This is a genomic window from Tahibacter amnicola (assembly GCF_025398735.1).
In the GTDB taxonomy this organism is placed as follows: domain Bacteria; phylum Pseudomonadota; class Gammaproteobacteria; order Xanthomonadales; family Rhodanobacteraceae; genus Tahibacter; species Tahibacter amnicola.
Genome location: NZ_CP104694.1, coordinates 5388723 through 5406359 on the forward strand (window position 1 = coordinate 5388723; position 17637 = coordinate 5406359).

The 17637-nt window shown below is 64.8% G+C and carries 12 protein-coding genes; 6 read left to right on the forward strand and 6 right to left on the reverse strand.

Features of this window, described 5'->3' with window-relative positions; genetic code table 11:
• Positions 1-21: 21 nt before the first annotated feature.
• From N4264_RS21095 to N4264_RS21115, 5 genes are all read left to right on the forward strand, one after another.
• Positions 22-747 (forward strand): TVP38/TMEM64 family protein, encoded by a 726-nt coding sequence (locus N4264_RS21095; RefSeq protein ID WP_261694190.1) that lies wholly within the window; start codon positions 22-24, stop codon positions 745-747.
• A 156-nt stretch (positions 748-903) separates the two neighbouring features.
• A complete protein-coding gene (locus N4264_RS21100) occupies positions 904-3492 on the forward strand; it encodes a glycosyltransferase (protein ID WP_261694191.1) in 2589 nt (862 codons plus the stop codon).
• Positions 3493-3670: 178 nt separating this feature from the next.
• Complete coding sequence (locus N4264_RS21105; RefSeq protein ID WP_261694192.1) at positions 3671-4246, forward strand: hypothetical protein; 576 nt, start codon at positions 3671-3673, stop codon at positions 4244-4246.
• The gene (locus tag N4264_RS21110) at positions 4216-5262 is read left to right on the forward strand and encodes an ATP-binding protein (RefSeq protein WP_261694193.1); all 1047 of its coding nucleotides are present in this window, start codon (positions 4216-4218) and stop codon (positions 5260-5262) included. Before N4264_RS21105 ends, N4264_RS21110 begins: the two co-directional genes overlap by 31 nt.
• On the forward strand, positions 5262-5951 hold the full coding sequence (locus tag N4264_RS21115) for a response regulator (protein WP_261694194.1): 690 nt from the start codon (positions 5262-5264) through the stop codon (positions 5949-5951). Before N4264_RS21110 ends, N4264_RS21115 begins: the two co-directional genes overlap by 1 nt.
• A 357-nt stretch (positions 5952-6308) precedes the next feature.
• Here N4264_RS21115 and N4264_RS21120 read toward each other — a convergent pair whose 3' ends face one another.
• The 3 genes from N4264_RS21120 to N4264_RS21130 all read right to left on the reverse strand — a co-directional run bounded on the left by N4264_RS21120 (position 6309) and on the right by N4264_RS21130 (position 11257).
• Complete coding sequence (locus N4264_RS21120) at positions 6309-7001, reverse strand: transposase (RefSeq protein WP_261694195.1); 693 nt, start codon at positions 6999-7001, stop codon at positions 6309-6311.
• A gap of 224 nt (positions 7002-7225) precedes the next feature.
• Positions 7226-9817, reverse strand: coding sequence for a collagenase (locus N4264_RS21125; RefSeq protein ID WP_261694196.1), 2592 nt, complete (start codon positions 9815-9817; stop codon positions 7226-7228).
• An 816-nt stretch (positions 9818-10633) separates the two neighbouring features.
• Entirely contained in the window at positions 10634-11257 is a 624-nt protein-coding gene (locus N4264_RS21130; protein WP_261694197.1) for a CDP-alcohol phosphatidyltransferase family protein, read from the reverse strand.
• Between the two features lie 936 nt (positions 11258-12193).
• On the opposite strand from N4264_RS21130, the gene N4264_RS21135 reads away from it, so the two are divergent.
• A complete protein-coding gene (locus tag N4264_RS21135; RefSeq protein ID WP_261694198.1) occupies positions 12194-12829 on the forward strand; it encodes a 2OG-Fe(II) oxygenase in 636 nt (211 codons plus the stop codon).
• 196 nt (positions 12830-13025) lie between these two features.
• On the opposite strand, the gene N4264_RS21140 is transcribed toward N4264_RS21135, so the two are convergent.
• From N4264_RS21140 to N4264_RS21150, 3 genes are all read right to left on the reverse strand, one after another.
• Positions 13026-14093 (reverse strand): M35 family metalloendopeptidase, encoded by a 1068-nt coding sequence (locus tag N4264_RS21140; RefSeq protein ID WP_261694199.1) that lies wholly within the window; start codon positions 14091-14093, stop codon positions 13026-13028.
• A 319-nt stretch (positions 14094-14412) separates the two neighbouring features.
• Positions 14413-15795, reverse strand: a complete 1383-nt coding sequence (locus tag N4264_RS21145; RefSeq protein ID WP_261694200.1) for a DUF1501 domain-containing protein — start codon at positions 15793-15795, stop codon at positions 14413-14415.
• Between the two features lie 16 nt (positions 15796-15811).
• Positions 15812-17551, reverse strand: a complete 1740-nt coding sequence (locus tag N4264_RS21150) for a DUF1800 domain-containing protein (RefSeq protein WP_261694201.1) — start codon at positions 17549-17551, stop codon at positions 15812-15814.
• Between the last annotated feature and the right edge of the window lie 86 nt (positions 17552-17637).

Consider the following 17637-nt stretch of genomic DNA (forward strand, 5'->3'; position numbering starts at 1 on the left):
GCACCGAGGTTGCACCGCCGCATGAAACGTCTGCGTTCGCTCTTGCCCCTGTTCCTGCTGGTCGGCATCGGCCTGGCCCTGTTCTTCTCCGGCACACTGGACCGACTGCGGCCGGAAACCCTTTCCCAGGAGCAGATGGCACTGCGCCAGCAGATCGCCGAGCACCCGGTGATCGCCTCGCTGATCCACATCGGCGTCATGGCATTGGCGATTTCGACCGGCATCCCCGGTGCGGTGGTGATCATCCTCGCCGGTGGCATGCTTTTCGGTGCGCTGCACGGTGCCGTGCTGTCGTCCATCGGCGTCACCCTGGGCGCCCTGGTGCTCTTCTTTGCCAGCCGCGCCGCCTTCGGCGACCACAGCCACGGCAGCGCGCCGGCCCTGGTCGAGCGGCTTCGCGGCGGTTACCAGGCGCATCCGGTGAGCTACACCTTTTTCCTGCGCCTGGTGCCCTTCTTCCCCTTCGGCGGCGTGACCGTCGCGCTGGCCTGGCTGCGCTGCCCGGTCTGGCTGTTCCTCCTGGCGACCGCCGGCGGCGGCTCGGTCATGACCGCGATCGAAAGCGTGTTGGGCGCGGGCCTGGCCAAGAACATCGCCCAGACCGGCAAGGTCGACCTGTCGCTGATGACCGATCCGATGGTGATCGGCCCGCTGATTGGCGTGGCGGCGTTGTCGCTGCTGCCAATCGCGATCAACCGATGGCGGGCACGCAAGGCGGATGCCGGCGCCACGCCGCCATCGACCTGACTGCCGGCACCGCCCCCAGGCGCCCTCACAAACCGATAACCTGCGAAAAATCAAGCGGAAATCGGGCTCGATACGCGTTGTGACCCGATTCCCCGTTGGGCTATCCTGCGCGCCATTTTCCGTGCGCGTTGCACATCCGCTTTTCCGAGGTTCGACTTGAGCAATCCACAGCCTGCTGTCGCCAAGAAATCGCTGTGGGGTGCGCTTCTCCTCGCCTTGCTGGTGGCTGCGCTCAACGTGGGCCTGTGGGCATGGATCAACCGCCCCGTCCAGATCGCCAACTGGAGCGGCCCGGTCGAAGGCTTCGCCTTCTCGGCCTTCCAGCGCTATCAAAGTCCGCTGCGCGAGAATTATCCCAGCGACGAGGAGCTCGCCTCCGATCTGCGCATCATTGCCAAGCACGGCAAGCGGGTTCGTACCTACTCCTCGCTGCAGAGCCCCGCTATCCCGCGCCTGGCACGCGACCTGGGCCTGGACGTCATGGCCGGTGCCTGGCTTGACCGCCGCATGGAGCACAACGAGGAAGAACTCCAGGCCGTGATCACGGCCGCACGGCGCTGGCCCAACATCGACCGCGTGATGATCGGTAACGAATCGATGCTGCGCGACGACCTCAAGGTCGAGGAACTGATCGATTACCTCGACCGCGCCCGCGCCGCGATCCGCCAGCCGGTTTCCACTGCAGAACCTTTGCACATCTGGATAAAGCACCCCGAGCTGGTCCAGCATGTCGATTTCATCACCGTTCACCTGCTGCCCTACTGGGAAGGCATCCCGCGCAAGGACGCCATTGGCTTCGCCCTGGGTAACTACGAGGAACTCAAGCGTCTGTACCCGGGCAAGAAGGTCGTGATCGGCGAAGTGGGCTGGCCCAGCTACGGCGACCGCAAGAAGTTCGCCGAACCCACGGTCGCCGACGAAGCCCATTTCATCCGCGACTGGCTCAATGTCGCACGCGAACGCGGCATCGATTACTACCTGATGGAAGCCTTCGATCAGCCCTGGAAGGAAGAAGCCGAAGGCCGCGCTGGCGCCTACTGGGGTATCTTCGGCGCCGACCGCCTGCCGAAGTTCTCGATGGAAGGCCCGGTCATCGAAGATCCGAACTGGCCGTGGAAAGCCTTCGCGGCTTCCGCACTGGCGCTGCTGCCGATGATCTGGTTCGCCTGGCAGTTCTGGCGCTTCCGTCTGGCCGGAAAGCTGTTCTTCCTGGGCCTGATCCAGTTGTCCGCCGGCGTCCTGGTCTGGTCGACCACGGTGCCCTACTCGTTCTACCTGGACCCGATCGACTGGGCGATGCTGGTGATCCTCATGCCGGCGCAGCTGGCCATCATCGGCATCCTGCTGATCAACGCCTTCGAGTTCACCGAGGTGATCTGGCGGCGCAGCTGGCTGCGCGAGTTCACCCTCCTGACGCCGGCGCCGGACGAACGCCAGCCGTTCGTATCGGTGCATCTGGCCTGCTGCAACGAGCCGCCGGAGATGGTGATCCTCACGCTCGATTCGCTCGCCGCACTCGACTACGAAAATTTCGAGGTGCTGGTGATCGACAACAACACCAAGAACGAGGAAGTCTGGAAGCCGGTCGAGGAGCACTGCCAGAAGCTGGGTAGCCGATTCCGCTTCTTCCACCTCAATCCGTGGCCGGGCTTCAAGGCAGGTGCGCTCAATTTCGGCCTCAAGGAAACCGACCCGCGCGCCGAAGTCATCGCCGCGGTCGACGCCGACTACGCCGTGCGCCCGGATTGGCTCAAGGCCCTCACCGGCTATTTCCACGACCCGAAGGTGGCCGTCGTCCAGTGCCCCCAGGCGCACCGCGACTGGGAACACAACGAATTCCGCCGCATGACCAACTGGGAATACGACGGTTTCTTCCGCATCGGCATGCACCACCGCAACGAGCGCAACGCCATCATCCAGCACGGCACCATGACGATGGTGCGGCGCGAGGCGCTCGAACGCACCGGCAACTGGTCGGAATGGACGATCTGCGAAGACGCCGAGCTAGGCCTGCGCCTGATGCAGGAAGGCCTGGACCTGGTCTACGTCGACGAAATCATGGGTCGCGGCCTCACCCCGGCCGACTTCACGGCGTACAAGTCGCAGCGCTACCGCTGGGCCTTCGGCGCAATGCAGATCCTCAAGGCACGCTGGGACTGGATGACCCGCAAAGGTCCGTTGAGCGCCGGCCAGCGCTTCCACTTCCTGACCGGCTGGTTCAGCTGGTTCGCCGACGCGCTGCACCTGGTTTTCACCCTGATGGCGCTGGCATGGACCGCGCTGATGCTCGGCCTGCCTGAGTACTTCAGCCTGCCGCTGCAGCTCTTCCTCGTCCCGATCATGGGCTTCTTCATTTCCAAGGCCGTGTTCGGCATCGCGCTCTACCGCGTACGCGTGCCCTGCTCCTGGAAGGACACCATCATGGCGTCGATCGCGAGCATGGCGCTCAGCCACGCCATCGCGCGCGGCATCTTCATGGGCCTTGCCAAGAAGAAGGGCGAATTCGTCCGCACCGCCAAGAGCCGCCGCCTGAGCAAACGCCCCAGCGCCTTCTCCTCGGTGCGCGAGGAGCTGCTGATGTTCTTCGCCCTGTGCGTGGCCATCGTGGGCATGATGAAGATGTACGGCTTGCAGTACACCGAGGGGAAACTCTGGATGGTGATCCTGGGCGCCCAGGCTATTCCCTATGTCTCGGCGTTGATCGGCGCCTGGATCGCGCACAAGTCCGGCGAAAAGGCCGGCTGAGGCAACCGTCGCGGCGCCGCACTGGAAGGCGCCGCACTGCTTCAGGGTTTGCGCGCGCTGCACGATTGGCATCAATCGCGCAGCAATCATGGAAAACCCGTGGAATCTGCCGCGCAAGGGTTCCGTCGCCGTGGGCAGGCGGCTATCGTGATCGCGTCAACACAGCGGCCGGTTTCCGATGTCCCTTCGCCTGTGGCAACGCCTCTTTCTTGCATTTGCCATCCTGAGCGGTGCCGCGCTCGTCAGCTATGTGATCTGGCAGCAGGGCGCGTTCCGGCGCGGCTTCCTCGATTATCTCAATGGCCTGGGGCGCCAGCGCATCGAACAGCAATTGCCGCAGCTGGCGCAGGCGTATGCGCAGCACGGCAGCTGGGATTTCCTGCACAACGATCCGGGCGAGCTGGTTCGCGCGCTCGGGCTGCGTGAAGAGGGCATGGCCGCGGAACCGGGCGTCGGCGCCGCTCGGGAAGGACGGCCGCCGCATCGTCCGCCGCCGGGCCAGGGCCCGGACTACCGCCCTCCCCCGGGGCGGCGGATCGTCACCCCCCACCGCAGGACCCGGCGCGTCGCGGCCCGCCCGACGATCCGGCCTACCGCGGCCCGCACGAAGGCCGGCCGCCGCCCCGCGGTGACGGGGAAGGCCCGCCCGGCCGCCATCGTCCGCGTCCCGGCCCCTTCGACCTGGGTCCCCGTCTGCACCTGTTCGACGCACAGGGTCGCCATGTGCTCGGCAATCCCGCTATCGCGGTGGTAGCAGCGACGTTCGACGTGAAGGTGGAAGGTGCCGTGGTGGGCCGGTTGCTGCTGTCACCACTGCCCGCACCCAGCGGTGACCTTGCCCAGGCATTCGCCGCCACACAGTGGCGCCAGGCACTGGTCGCCGCGCTGGTGATCCTCGTCGGCGCCGTCGTGCTGGCATTTGCCCTCGCCCGCTGGCTGCTCCAACCGATCCGCGCCCTGGCGGAGGGCACGTCCGCCCTGGCCGATGGCGACTACTCGCGACGCCTGCCACAGGTGCGCAATGACGAACTGGGCGCGCTGAGCAATCACTTCAACCACCTGGCTTCGACCCTGGAGCAGCACCAGCAGGCGCGTCGCGACTGGGGAGCCGACATCGCGCATGAACTGCGTACGCCGCTGAGCATCCTGCAGGGCGAAATCCAGGCGATGCAGGACGGTGTCCGCCCGATGAATGCAACGGCCCTGAACTCACTGCACGCCGAATGCGCACGCCTGGCCGCGCTCATCGATGATCTCTATCAGCTGTCACTGGCCGACGCCGGCGCGCTGGACTACCGCTTCGCCCCCATGGACCTGGGCGAGGTGCTCATGGCCACCTGCGCCGCGCAGAGCGCCGCCTGCACCGATGCCGGCCTCACGCTGGAACTGGCGCCGCTGCCGGCGACTGTGCTGCCGGTGCGCGGCGATGAGGGCCGTCTCAACCAGTTGCTGGCCAATCTCATCGGCAACAGCCGGCGGTACACCGACGCCCCCGGCCGCATCCGCATCACGGCGACGCGCCTGCCCACGCACTGGTCTGTCGACATTGATGACACCCCGCCCGGCGTTCCGCCCGAATCCCTGCCGCGCCTGTTCGATCGCCTGTATCGCGTTGACCGGTCACGCAACCGCGCCCACGGCGGCGCGGGCCTGGGGCTGGCCATCTGCCGCGCGATCGTGCAGGCCCATGGCGGCAGCATCGAAGCACACCATTCCCCCCTGGGCGGGCTGCGCGTGCGCCTGCGACTGCCGATTGCGGAGAAGGACTAATGACCGGCCTGCAGACCGTACTGCTCGTCGAAGACGAAGCCAAGATCGCCGCCGTGCTGCGCGACTATCTCGTCGCCGCGGGTTACGCGGTCCACATTCTGGCCAATGGCGGCGTCGCGGCGGACTACGTCCGCGACCATGCGCCTGCCGCTGTCCTGCTGGACCTGATGCTTCCCGGCAAGGACGGTCTGACCGTGTGTCGCGAAATACGCGCATTTTCCAATGTTCCCATTCTCATGGTCACCGCGCGCGTCGAGGAGATCGACCGCCTGCTGGGCCTGGAACTGGGCGCAGACGACTATATCTGCAAACCCTTCTCGCCACGCGAAGTCGTCGCCCGCGTGAAGGTCGTACTGCGTCGATCGCACCCGGAACCCACGCCTGGCGCTGCCGCCGGACTGGAACTGGACGACGCCCGCTTCGAGGCGAAGATCCGCGGTGTCACACTCTCATTGACGCCGGTCGAGTACCGGCTGCTGCGTACCCTGGCCGCGCGCACCGGTTGCGTCTTCTCGCGCCAGCAGCTCATCGACGCGGCCTACCTGGACCATCGCGTCGTCAGCGACAGGACCGTCGACAGCCACATCAAGAACCTTCGCCGCAAGCTCACTGACGCCTGCCCCGGCGAAGAACCGATCGCCTCCGTCTACGGCGTCGGCTACCGTCTCGAGCCCCTCGAAGACCCCTGAGTGCCCTACCGCGCGTTCGGAGCCGCTTGAGTCAAAGGATCAGGCTTGTGAAGACACGCGGCATAGGCAGGCAATCAGCGCGGCCGTTTCGCCGGGCGTCGAAATGATACGGATCCCGCCGGGCGCGACCTTCATCGGAGTGCGCGCGCCGCGCGCCGGGCCGGAGTTGCGCTTTCCGGATGGCACGTGTCGCCGCCTGCGAAGCACCGAATGACTGTCGGCGACACCTCCCGTATGTGCCGCCCTCCCCGATCCCGACGACGGGATCCGTTGCAGGATTGAACCGGCAACGAAACCCAATGTATACCTGTCACTGTTTACAGTATGCTACCGCGTGTCGCTTTATAACATTTCCCGTCACTGCAGGCAGAGCTTGGGGCGCCCCCTCGGACGCCAGGCGGCAGGGCTGCTCAAGGCCGTCGTCACCATGGCCTGGAACTGGGCGCTGCCCAGGGCACGTTCCTGCGCCAGGTGCGCCCGGATCTGCCCCAGTTGCGCCTCATCCTGGGCGACGCCGAGGTATTCCGACCACGCCCTTCCCCGCGTGCGCCGGTCGATACCCAGGCGCAGGTACGCCGGGTGAGGGGTCAGCACGTCATCTTCACCGGCACACACATGGGCAGCGGCGCTGGACCAGGGCCACTGCGGCGCCTCGCCGACCAGGCCCGCCCGTTGCGGCGCCTGCTCTATATAGCGCAGCGCCGACAGCACAACCTGCTCTGGCTCGACCAGACAGGATTTGAATCGACCGTCCCACAATGCCCCGTGGCGTGAGCGCCGGCGATTGAGCCATTGCGCATACTGCTGCGCCGTGTTGCGGATCGCCCGTGACGTCGCACCGACCGCCGCGGCATTGGTCAGCAGCACCACACGGCGCGGGAGCAAGGCGTAGCCATGGATGAGGACGCCGCACTGCAATGTCGTCCGCAGCAGGCAATCGCGGTAATGCGCGTAGTCGGTTTCATCGGAAAAGAGGGAAACCGTTTCCATGCCCCGGTGCGAGATCAGCAAGGGCATGTTGGGAAGTTCCAGCCGTCGACGTCGTGGCATGGTAGCGTCCGCGGCAACAGGGGCTGTCCCTCGTGCAAGGGACCTGCCAGCGGTACGTCCGGTCACAACCTTCGCCCCGCCTCCCCGAAGGAAATGCAGACCGACAGATCTTCACCGTACGCGGTTTGTACGTGCGCGGGGTGCCCGATCCCATCCGGGCACCCCGCGCGATGGAGTGCCCTGCGCGCTTGCAACGCGCAGGGCTGTCATGCGGCTGGGCCGGCTCAGAACGACGTTGACACCTGTACCCCCGAAAACGCCTGATGCGCATGCAGGCTGATATACAGATAGCCGGCTGGCGGGTTGTTCACCGTGATGGATTCGGTGTTGGTCGTGGTGATGGAACGCTGCGTATAGCTGGCCGTGGTGGCCCAGCTGGAAGCGCTGTAGTAGAGATCCGCATCGCCACTGCCACCGGAGGTCGTGATGCGCAGCTGCGCCGTTCCCGCGGGAACGTTCACGAAGAAGTAGGCGTAGTTGCCCAGCGTCGCCGCGATATTGCTGCGTTTGCAGTTGCGACCCAGTTCGTCCGGTCGTTGCAGGGTGCACTCGGGCAAGCTGCTGACGCTGTAGCTGGCAACAAGGCTTGCTCCCGTATAGGCGGAATAGCCCAGGAGTCGCACGTAGTAGGTGCCGGCCTGCGGCGCTGCGACCGTGCAGACTTCGGCGTTGGCGTTGCCGCGCGAGCTGCAGTCGAAGGTCGTACTGGTCGGTGCCGAACCCAGGCGGGTGTAGAGGTCCACATCGCCAGTGCCGCCGCTGGTTTCAAAACGCAGGTTCGACGCGCCCGCCGGCACCTGGATGGTGAAGATGCGCTCCGATCCCTGTGCGCCGGACAGATTGCCCGCGGGCACACCATTCTGCAGCACGGTCGACATGCCGCCACTGGTGACCGTCACGGTCTTGGTCGTACTGGCGGTTGCGCCACGATTATCCGTGACGGTGAGCTTGACCGAGTAGGTTCCCGGGGCCGCATAGGCCTTGGACGGATGGGTCGCCGTCGACGTCGAGCCATCACCGAACTCCCAGCGACGCGATGCGATGCTGCCATCCGGATCGCTGGAGCTGTCGGTGAAATTCACCGTGAGGCCGCTGCTGGTGAAGCCGAAACCCGCCACCGGCGGCTGGTTTCCGGTGGTGCATCCCGGTGCGGTCGGCGTGGCCACGCAGGTCAGCCAGGTGCGGAACTCCGCGTCGTAGCGGCTGCCGATGCCGCTCATGAAGCTGGTGTAGCCGGCGTAGTTGCCGGGACGGAAGTAACCGACGATCGAGGTGACATCAGCGCGATGCTTCTCGAACAGGAAGCGGGATGCCAGGTAGCCCCAGCGATAGACGCGTGTCTGGCCGCTGCTGTAGTCGTTCTGGAACACCGTGCTCAGCGGATAGGTGCCCGCCGCGGCTTCCTCGACGGCGCCGGTATACGTCAGGTTGCGATACGAATAGGACATGTACTCGGCCATGCCCTCGATCCACCACACCGTCTTCTTGTTCTCGGTGCCGTCGGTGAAGTCGCCATACATGTTGAAACGGCCGTCGAGGTAGTGCACGTATTCGTGCGTCAGGTTCCAGATTTCGAAGGCGGGCCGCGCCCACTCGGCTTCATAGGCGATGAAGCGCGCCTGGTTGGTGGTGGACGACGGATCGCCCTCCAGGTACATGCCGCCATTGTTGGTATCAATGCCATACAGCGCGCCGGCATAGGTGCGGTAGTCGCGGCTGGAGTCGAACACCACCATTTCCAGCGCGCTGTTGTTGTCGTTTGCAACGGCAACACGGCCGGTCGCGAGCTGGTTGTGGAAGTAGGTTTCCTGTCCGCCGACCGTGGTGCAGGCCGAGGCGAGCTCGGAGGTGTTCATCGACTGGGCGCGGATACGCAGTGTGGCACTGCAGGTGTAGGAGACCGGCAGCACCGCCGCGGAAAGACGGTTCTTGTAGTCGCAGAGGTTGTAGTAGCTGCAGTTGCTCTTGTCGAACTCGTCGACCATTTCGCCCAGGCCGACCCACAGGGGCGCCGTGGTGCCGGTAATGGTGGTGCGATCGGCCAGTGCCTTCACGCGCCCCTGCACCTTGGTCTTGAGCGCACCGCTGTACTGGAGGAAACGGGCGAGTTCACGGCCGGCATTGGCGGCGAGGTAGTCATCGTCCGTGCCGAACAGGCCGAACTGGCGGTTGGCGAAGTCGTACAGCGTGTCGACGATCGAGCTGTCGGACTGCACCAGCGTTCGGAAATTGTCGAGGTAGTGGCCGCGGAACACCACGATGTAGCAGTTGTTGACCGCCACCTTCATCCAGTACGAGCTGCTGAACGCCGTGGTGTAGCTGTTGAGCAGACGCTTGATCACCGGCAGGTAGCGCGCGTTTTCGCCGGAGCTGTCGAGCAGGGTGACGAACTCGGCGAGGACTTCGCCATGGGCGTCATTGACCAGCGAGAATTTCGGATTCGCCGCAAAGGCATCCAGCGCCGGGCGGACCGCATCACGCAGCGCCGTACCGTAGGCGCCGATCGTCGCCGGATCGTAATACTGCACGTAGTAGCCGGCGCGCATGAACAGGATGAGCTGCAGGATGTTGCCGGCGTTGGTGCCGTCGTAGCTGCTGGCGGCGCTGCGCAGCGCGTTGGCGATGGTGACCATCTGCGCTTCGCGGAACGTGTAGTACGCCGTCGATCCCTTGAGGCTGAACAGCTTGTTGATGCAATCGGACGTCGCGCCTTTCACGGCCGTCACCAGGCCGGCGCCGCTCAGGGAGGAAAACTGTGCGGTGTCGCAGGCCGCTTCCGATGCCACGGAACTGCGTGCCGTGGCACTGGAGGGCATTGATGGGCGCGTCGGCAAGGCGCGCGATGCGGGCAGGTCGTAATCCTGGCGTGACGCCAGCGACGGCACCGACTGGGGGCGCGATCCGCTGCGCGACGAACGACGCCGTGGATATGCGCGCCATCCGCCTCGGCTTCCAGCGATGCGCTGCGTTGAACGGTAGCGGCCCGTGCCGTGTGGCTGGCGACATCCTGCGCCAATGACGGCGCGGCCGCGACCGCACTGGCCATCATGACGGTGCCGAGCAGGCGATGCATCGCCCTCGGCCGATTCTGCGTACTCATATTCCCTCCCACCTCGTCTGAGTATTTTTGGACAAGAGCCTCCCGCGCCGGCGTGTTCGCCGACGTTATTTCCCGTTCGTCGCAGGTCACTCTTGCAGGGCAGGCTAGGAGCCGCGTGGCGCATACGTCTTGGGCAAAAATTCCGTGCGCATACGCCGGAATCGCCAAATAAGACGATTCGGTGACGGCGTGGACACTTTTTCTGCAACGCAATAAAAAAGGGGACGGAGGCGTTATTTTCCGGCGCGGATTTCCGCCACCGCCGGCTTCCCGCCGCACACGGTTGCGCACGTCGGCGCGGCGGCCACCTGCTCGCCGCGTCGGCGGCTGCTACGCAATCGCAGGTGCGTTAGCCGGGGATGTGACAAGGACAGACAGCAACGCGCACGCGTGGCTTCCGAAGCCGGCGGGGCGGCGCGAAATCCAGCCCCCTACGCGCGCAATGCGCACGGGACACCACCGCGGTGGCGCGACGGGTGGGGAGTGCCGGAACGATCCCTGGCGGCGTTCGGCCCGTGGGCGCGGGATTTCCCTACAGCTTGGGAATACGCAGCGTCTTGCTGATCATCAGCGATCCGGACAGGGCGTAGAGCAGGACCAGCGGGTGGAATCCCCAGGGACCCAGCTGGAACCCGCCCAGCCACAGGTCGGCGCCGCTCCTTCCCATCCATACCGCGACGCCGATGACGAGCACAAGGATCAGACTGGTCGGGATGGGCGTGCCTTCGAAGTACTTCACCTTGCCCGAATCCTGCGAAAGTGCCTCGGCCGTGATGTTGTAGCGGGCGAGGCGGCTGACGCCGCAACAGACGAAATAGCCGAGGACGATACAGTCCCAGAATCCATTCATGCCAGCAGCGAAGGCGATCGCGGCCGGAGCCACGCCAAAGGAAATCACGTCGGCGAGCGAATCCAGCTCACGGCCCAGCGCCGACTGCTGCTGGCGCCAGCGTGCGATACGGCCGTCCAGCACATCAAAGACAAAGGCGGCAGGGATAAACGCCACGGCCAGCAGAAGGCTCACCTGCCGACCCGGCGACAGGCTCGCCATCGCCGCAAATACGGCCGCCATGCCGGAACCGGCGTTGGCCAGGGTGAACCAGTCCGCAAGGTGGAAACCGCGAATCATGGAAAAGTGATTTTTTTTCGTCGGCATCCCGTGCCCCCTTTCAGGTGTATCGCCCGATCCAGGCGCTCATCCTACACGCACCGCCGTGCAGGCGGGATGGGCGGCGGTGCCAGCCGCACCTTCCCGGGACACCCCGCGTTGCCGGCACCCACTGCCGGCACCCGCTGTGGCAGCGTCGGTGATCCACGGCGGACACGACCGTCACCCGCGCCCCTCGCCGGCCCGGACAGCCGCCTCGTCGTTCCCCGCATGAACGAACCACATACCCATTTGCAATCAAACGTAACGCCGCTACGCACGCCCGTCCCGCGCATCGCCAGGAGCTTGCCGATACCACATCATTCACCTGTCTCGGCCACGGGCCGGCCGGGCGACAGGAGTACCGTGCAGTCTCGCCATTCCGCGTATGACCGTGCCGACACCGCATTGCGGTGGCCTGCGCCGCGCGCCATCCGACGGCATTGCGATGCAGGGCCCATCCCGGGCAAGCCGGATCGGCCTGCCGTGCTATCGCACCGCAGCAAGCACTTTGCAGACAGCTGTGTCAAAACTATAGGGATTTCGGCATGCCACAGGGCAGCGCTGACGCGCGTCGCGCCCGGTGATCCCGTTGCATCCGGTGACCTGGGGGCACGACCCGCACAGCTTCTCTGCAGCGACGCGGCAGGTAGTCATTCGCGGAACACCTGGCGTAGCACCGACGCGCCACGCAGCGCTGCGAAGGCCCGGCCGGCGCAGGCGCGTCGGCGGGATATGCACGGGTTCGGCCAGACTGCCGCATAGGGTAGGAGGCACGTCCAGACGTTGACGCAAACGCATCGCCGAACCGGCCCGGTGGCCGCCAACCGTAAGAACCAGGTACTTCTCCCTGCAGGCGGCCGGCAGTGACAGGAAACGGCATGACGCTATCGACGCCGCAGCAACCGACAACATGCACAACGATTGCAGTACAGGAGATCTACCGTGTCCGCGGATCAACCGCACATCGACATTTCGCCGCCGATATCCCGCGCGGAAGCCGTCGCCGTCGCCCTGGAGCGCCACGGATGGTGCTGCTACCCGGATTTCATTGATCCCGCGACCGTCATGGCGCTCGCCGCCGAATGCCAGGAGCTGGACCGTCGCGGCAACCTGCGCCCGGCGACGACCGGACGGGCCCCGGGCCGGCATGCCGGCGTCCTGCGCGGCGACCGCACCCATTGGTTTGAAGCGCCCGCGCTCAGCGACGCGCAACGCGTTCTGTGGGGCCGCCTGCAGGCGCTGCGGCATGTACTCAACCGGCGTTTGATGCTGGGCCTGGAAGAGCTGGAAGCCCACTACGCCCTGTACCCGCCGGGAGCCGGCTACGCCCGGCACTTCGACCGCTTCCGCGACGATGACGCGCGGGTAGTCTCCTCGGTCATCTACCTCAATCACGACTGGAAGTCCGACGACGGCGGCGCGCTGCGCCTGCATCTGCCGGACGGTCCGTACGACATCGCCCCGCGCGGGGGCATGCTGGTGATGTTTCTTTCCGCGGAGATCGAGCACGAAGTGCTCCCGGCGCTCCGCAATCGCCTCAGCGTGGCCGGCTGGTTCCGGCGGCGCAGCCTGACCTAGCGATTTCCCGACCACGGCCACGGAACCGTGGGCTACAGCGCCGTTCGTCGCGTTGCCAGCGTTTGGCGGGATCCGTCAGCGGGTTCCGGCGCCCCCGGGGACTACACACGCGAACGGCGCAGGCATGGCCTGCGCCGTTCGTCCGATCGCGCCTCTCCCACGCGATCGGCGGGCAATCCCTCGCCCGCTGCCGGGATCAATTCCGCGGCGGCGTGTTCTCCGCGAAGTACTCGTGGCTGTCGGCGTTGTCCACCGCCCGGCTCGGACTGCTCAGGGCCAGGTTGTGCGCCGCCGTCTGGCCATAGGCGTGGTCATCCGTACCACCCATCACCGTGAAGTGGCTGACTTCGTGCACCAACGTGCCGGCCTTGGAATCCGTGCCGGTATTGGGTGCCGACCAGAACGCGTTGCACAGGTGGATGTTATACGGCTGGTTCGGATACACGTACGCGTAAGCGCTGTCATTGCAGTCGCAGTGGAAGGTGAACGGCTGCGAGCTGAACGCGTTGTAGATGTTGCTAAAGTGCGAGCGCACCGTGGTGTAGCGCGAGCTGTTATAGGTGCCGAACCACCAGGTGTAGCGGCTGCCGACCGTACCGGCATTGAGATAGTTGCGAGAATTGCTGGCGTACGTCGTGCCCGAGTTGCGTGCCGTGATCAGCTGATTCTTGCGCGTCGTGCTGCAGCCAACGAAGCTGTTGGTGGCCGCACGGACACCGACAGTCTGGTCCTTCTGCTCATCCAGCGCGTCCGGCGCGGCATCGACGAAGAACGTGGCTTCGGCGCCACCAACCTTGTCAAACGCCATCACACCGGCCTGCACGCCACCCTTGGACGCCGCCGTCGCCTCAAACACGACGTCGGATGCCTGGCGCGCGTAGCTGACGCTGTACTGGCCGCCGCTACGCATGTCGTAGTACGCGGTCAGATCAACATCGGCAGAGATACTTTCACCAGCCTTGAGCGTGATGTAGTCGGCTGCCACCGGCTTGCCGCGCTTGACCATGCGCCCTACAAATGGCACCGGCTTGCCGTTCTGGGTCACGTTGAACAGATCATTCGTCACACCTTCCAGCGGTGTCTGCCACTTCAGAATGTGAATCTCACCGGCCGTATTATTTGTCAGCGAATAGTGGACCGTACCGCTGCCAAAATCCTTTTGCGATGCTGCACCGAGCCGTAATTCCACACCGGCAGCCGACGCGGTTCCCGCCATACCCATACCCAACACAAACACGGCAAATCCTGCAGTCAGTTTCTGCATGTCATGTCCCCACTATGGATGAATCGCCGCCCCCGCGGCGAACGGTGCGAACGCACCGCCGGTCGAGCGTATGCGGCACCGAACGGGCTAGCAAGTAGTAGATGTTGTGCGCCGCGGCAAATGGATCAGTCAAAATGTACCCAAGGCGACAAACCCACCAGGGCCGACAAACCCGGCAGGCGTGATCCGCTCCGGTGCCAATTACCAGCCGCGTCACGCAATTGCCGGCGATTCAGTAAATAGCTGGCAAAAAAATCCCCTCTCGCGACGAGAGGGGAATCGGGGTTACCACAGGAAAATGGTTCCGTCCGCTAGGCCATTACGGATTGAAAAAACCGAGATTGGACGTCGAGAATCGCCCCACGTTGGGGAAGATGTCGGTGATACCCGTTTCCGACAGACCAAACCAGCGCGCGAGCGTCGCCGAATACTGGTCGACGGCCATGGTGGGAATCAGCTGGCCGTAGCCCGCGTCGTCCGGATTATTGTTCTGCGCCAGCGAGGGCATGCGGCCGTAGAAGCGCTGGCCGCGCACCGCACCGCCCACCACGAACTGGTGGCCACCCCAGCCATGGTCTGTACCGTCGCCATTGATCGACAAGGTGCGGCCAAAGTCAGAAGCCGTGAACGCGGTGACGTTGTTGGCAACGTTCAGCTCGACCGTCGCGTCGTAGAACGCCTTGAGCGCTCCTGACAGCTCTTCCAGCAGCGCCGGATGCTGCGCGGTCTGATCACCGTGCGTGTCATACCCGCCCTGGGCAACGAAGAAGATCTGGCGGCGCATGTCGAATACGTTCCGGGCCTTGATCAATCGCGCCACCATGCGCAACTGGCGTCCGAGGTCGGTATCCGGGAACGCGGTGGTGAGGTTGCCCACCTGGTTGAGCGCGCTGCCGATGACTTCGTAGTTCGCGATCGCGCCGGTGACCTTGTTGGCGTAGGCGCGCTCGAAAACGTGCGCCTGCGTGCCGCTTTGCATCAGTGCATTGAACGCGGTGACGCCATCGTCATTGCCCCAGGAGTCCAGGTATCCGATCGGCTCGACGCCGTAGGAGCTCATGATGTACTGGTTGACCGTCTCGCCCCGCTGGAACAACGCCTCGCCACTGAGCGAGGTGAGCATCGACAGGTTCTGGTTCGGATTGCCGCTGTAGAGCATGTCGGCGACGCGACCGCCCCAGCCATTGGCATTGGGGTTGTCCGCGCGCGCGGTCTGCCAGAAATTGGCCTGGTCGTCGTGCGAGAACAACTGCGGCGGAACCGGTACGGTCTGGGCCTGGTACTGCGGTTTCGTGATCGGATACAGCAGCGGCCCGACGTTGGCCATGACGGCGGCGCGGCCCGTGTTGAACAGGCCGGCCAGCTGCGACATCGACGGATGCAGGCCGTACTGCGCGCCGTCACCCGGCAGGCCGTCGGCGAGCGGATTGAGCGCCAGCAATTGCCCCTGCGGCACGGCCAGGGAACCGCGCGAGGCGGCATAGGTGGCGTAATGCGACGCGTCCCGCGGCACGATGGTATTGAAGCTGTCATTGCCGCCGTAGAGGAAGACGCAGACGAGCGCCTTGTAGTCCGGGAAGATCCCGCCATTGGTGTGCGCCGTCGCGGCACTCACCAGGCGCATCGAACCCAATGCGGAATACAGGCCCACGCCACCCACGGTGGCATGGACGCAACGACGCAGGAAATCGCGACGATTCATGGCCATGTCCGTGTCCTCACTTCTGAATGGAATATTCGGGGGAGTTGATGATCAGGTACAGCGCATGCTGCACGCGGTCACGCCCGCCGTTGGTATTGGTCATCGCATTCAGACGCGTCAGGATCACCTGGCGCATGAAGGGTGACATCTGGTTGGACATCAGCAACAGGTTCAGCCGGTCGAGCAGCGTGGCCGGGTTGGCCGCCAGCGCGTTGAGCGAGGCGTAGTCGATCAGCATCTGATCCGGATCCTGCGCGTAGCTGTAGGTGCTGCCGACGTAGAAATAGAAGATGCGCCAGTCCAGGTCATTGGGCACTGACACCACGGCACTGTCGGTGGCAATCTGGAACTCGGGGCTGACCAGCCCCAGCGTGCGGATCTCGCCCGGATTCTGGAACGTGGGCTTGAAGAAATTGAACACTGTCGGCGAGCGCAGCGGACCCTGGCCGTATTCCTCACCCGGATCCATCAGCAGATTGATGCGGCCATTGGCCGAACGCGCCGTCGTCAGGCGCCACAGCTGCACCAGCTTGAGCATCGGCTCGCGCAGCTTGCCGAACTTGTCCGCGTTGGGGCCGGTATGGCCGAAGCGCGCTTCGCTGTCGAGCAGGATCGCCTTCACGACCGCCTTGAGATCACCGCGGACGCTGGCACCGTTGTTGTTGAACACCGTCGCGACACGTTGCACGTAGCCCGGAGACGGGTTGCTCGTCACCAGGCGCTGGATCAGCTGCTTGGCGATGAACGGGCCGACGTTCGGATGGTTGAACACATTGTTGAGCGCCGCCGCCATTTCCTGCTGCGCCGTACCACCGTGCACCAGCAGACCATTGGGCAGTGCGACGCCCGGATAGTTGAGCAGCTGCTTGTCGGTGGTGTTGTCGTGGTACTGCTCGAACGCCGTCATCGGATTGCGCCAGCTCGGCGAGTCCGAGTCGAACCAGTTATTGGCACAATCGGGATATTCGTTGACCGTGCAGCCGTTGAGATGCCAGCCGGTGAACACGTGCGCGAAGCCGCGCACGACGTTCTGGTTGTAGGTCGGCACGGGCTGGCCGCCGGACAGCACCGGCGTACCGTCGAGATTGAGCTGCTTGAGGCCCACGGAGAACAGCTGCAGGATTTCGCGCGCATAGTTTTCGTCGGGACGAATATTGAGCGCGGCGTCCGGCTTGCGGTTGCCGTACATGTTCAGGTAGACGCCCATCGCCGGATGCAGCGTCACGTCTTCCAGCAAGGTGCGGTAGTTGCCAAAAGCATTGCGTACCAGCATGTCGTAGTAGCTGGCCAACGCCCAGGCCTGGAAGGTCAAACCCGCGTTGCGGTCGGAAACAACCATGATTTCCGACAGCGCCAGCGCCACGCGCTGGCGCAGCTGGTCGTTGTGGATGCGTGGCGGGTTGCTCGGATCGTACAGGCCCGCCGAGTTGATGAACCACGATTCCAGACGCTGCTGCTGGTAGACGCTGTTCTGGCCGTTGGGCTGGGTCGTGACCCAGTCGAGGAACGGCGCCTCGTAGGAGGGTGTTGCCGCAAACTGTTCGTCCAGCCAGGCGTTGTAGCCGATCTGTCGCAGCCGCTGGATATCGGCCAGAGTGGGGCCGTAGCTGGCCTGGGTCAGGAACCGCGCCGCCTCGGCGTCGGTGAAAGGACCGGCCGACACGGGCTCGAAACCCTGCCGCAGGATCTCGTCGGGACGATGGCTCTGCGCGGCAGCAGCGCCGCACAAAATACCCAACGATACAAAACAACTCACCAAAACACGCCGCATCGATGCGGTTCTTGCGGTTCTTTCCGCCATGGCCCTGCCCCCGGGAAACGGTGGCGCGTAGTTTAGCGGCG

Excerpts from the sequence above, each read along its gene's own strand:
- N4264_RS21095 (WP_261694190.1), top strand. The coding sequence starts at position 22 with ATGAAACGTCTGCGTTCGCTCTTGCCCCTGTTCCTGCTGGTCGGCATC.
- N4264_RS21105 (WP_261694192.1), top strand. The coding sequence starts at position 3,671 with ATGTCCCTTCGCCTGTGGCAACGCCTCTTTCTTGCATTTGCCATCCTG.
- N4264_RS21115 (WP_261694194.1), top strand. The coding sequence starts at position 5,262 with ATGACCGGCCTGCAGACCGTACTGCTCGTCGAAGACGAAGCCAAGATC.
- N4264_RS21120 (WP_261694195.1), bottom strand. The coding sequence starts at position 7,001 with ATGCCACGACGTCGACGGCTGGAACTTCCCAACATGCCCTTGCTGATC.
- N4264_RS21125 (WP_261694196.1), bottom strand. The coding sequence starts at position 9,817 with ATGCCCTCCAGTGCCACGGCACGCAGTTCCGTGGCATCGGAAGCGGCC.
- N4264_RS21130 (WP_261694197.1), bottom strand. The coding sequence starts at position 11,257 with ATGCCGACGAAAAAAAATCACTTTTCCATGATTCGCGGTTTCCACCTT.
- N4264_RS21140 (WP_261694199.1), bottom strand. The coding sequence starts at position 14,093 with ATGCAGAAACTGACTGCAGGATTTGCCGTGTTTGTGTTGGGTATGGGT.
- N4264_RS21145 (WP_261694200.1), bottom strand. The coding sequence starts at position 15,795 with ATGAATCGTCGCGATTTCCTGCGTCGTTGCGTCCATGCCACCGTGGGT.